The 802-nt window shown below is 52.4% G+C and carries 2 protein-coding genes; both read left to right on the top strand.

Going from position 1 to position 802, the window contains the following annotated elements; genetic code table 11:
* Positions 1 to 12: 12 nt before the first annotated feature.
* Positions 13 to 159, top strand: a complete 147-nt coding sequence (locus B3Z49_RS22080; RefSeq protein WP_414716246.1) for an iron chelate uptake ABC transporter family permease subunit — start codon at positions 13 to 15, stop codon at positions 157 to 159.
* A partial coding sequence (fhuF, locus tag B3Z49_RS05720) for a siderophore-iron reductase FhuF (RefSeq protein ID WP_296988795.1) occupies positions 156 to 802 on the top strand: 647 nt, incomplete at its 3' end. The genes B3Z49_RS22080 and fhuF, both read left to right, overlap by 4 nt.

Below are 802 nucleotides of genomic sequence, written 5' to 3' on the forward strand. Positions count from 1 at the left end.
GGGGCCGCGCTGATCGGAGCTGCTTTAATGGTTGCCGCTGACTGGCTTGGGAGAATGTTATTCTTTCCTTGGGAAATTCCGGCCGGACTGATGGCCGCTATCATTGCCGGGCCTATCATGGTCTGGCTGCTTATGCGCGTCGGGCGGGGTGCCTCATGATGAATGCCCTTCAAAACGGCTCTGAAAAGAACGCTTCTCCCGCCATCGGCAATTCCCCTACCACCCGATCACTGTCTGAGATCAAAACCGATCTCTTTCAAGGACCCTATCAAGGGCTTGGTGACCGGCATCAGATCCTGACGACGCACAGTAGCGGAATTGATTGCTTTGCGCTCCACGATCCTGATTGTTTGGCACCACTTCTTGATCACTATTGCCAGGCAAAATATCCGCAAGATGATCGGCGTGCCGCCATCTCGATGTGGTCACAATGGTATTTCGGAATTCTGTTATCCCCTGTGCTGGTTTTGGCCGCAGCAGGCGAAGCAGTCCTTACGTTTCAGCCCAACTTTATCAGTCTGACAACGGACGATAATCAATGTCCGGCCGGGTTCGATATTCATGACCGGCAGGTGCATGAGTTGAAAGAACAATCGATCGCGCCTGATCCTTGGGCTCATCTGGAATGCCTGATTGACGGACATCTCGAACCTATGGTTGCTTCACTGGCTGCATCGTCAAAAGTTTCGCCAAAGGTGTTTTGGTCCAATATTGGCGTTGTCGTTGCTTACGTTGAGAAACACGTCCTGAAAAACACCAGGGTATCGCTTGCACCACTGATCAACGACGTCAAGCGTCCCGA

Source organism: Thalassospira sp. UBA1131 (genome assembly GCF_002311515.1).
Classification (GTDB): Bacteria; Pseudomonadota; Alphaproteobacteria; order Rhodospirillales; family Thalassospiraceae; genus Thalassospira.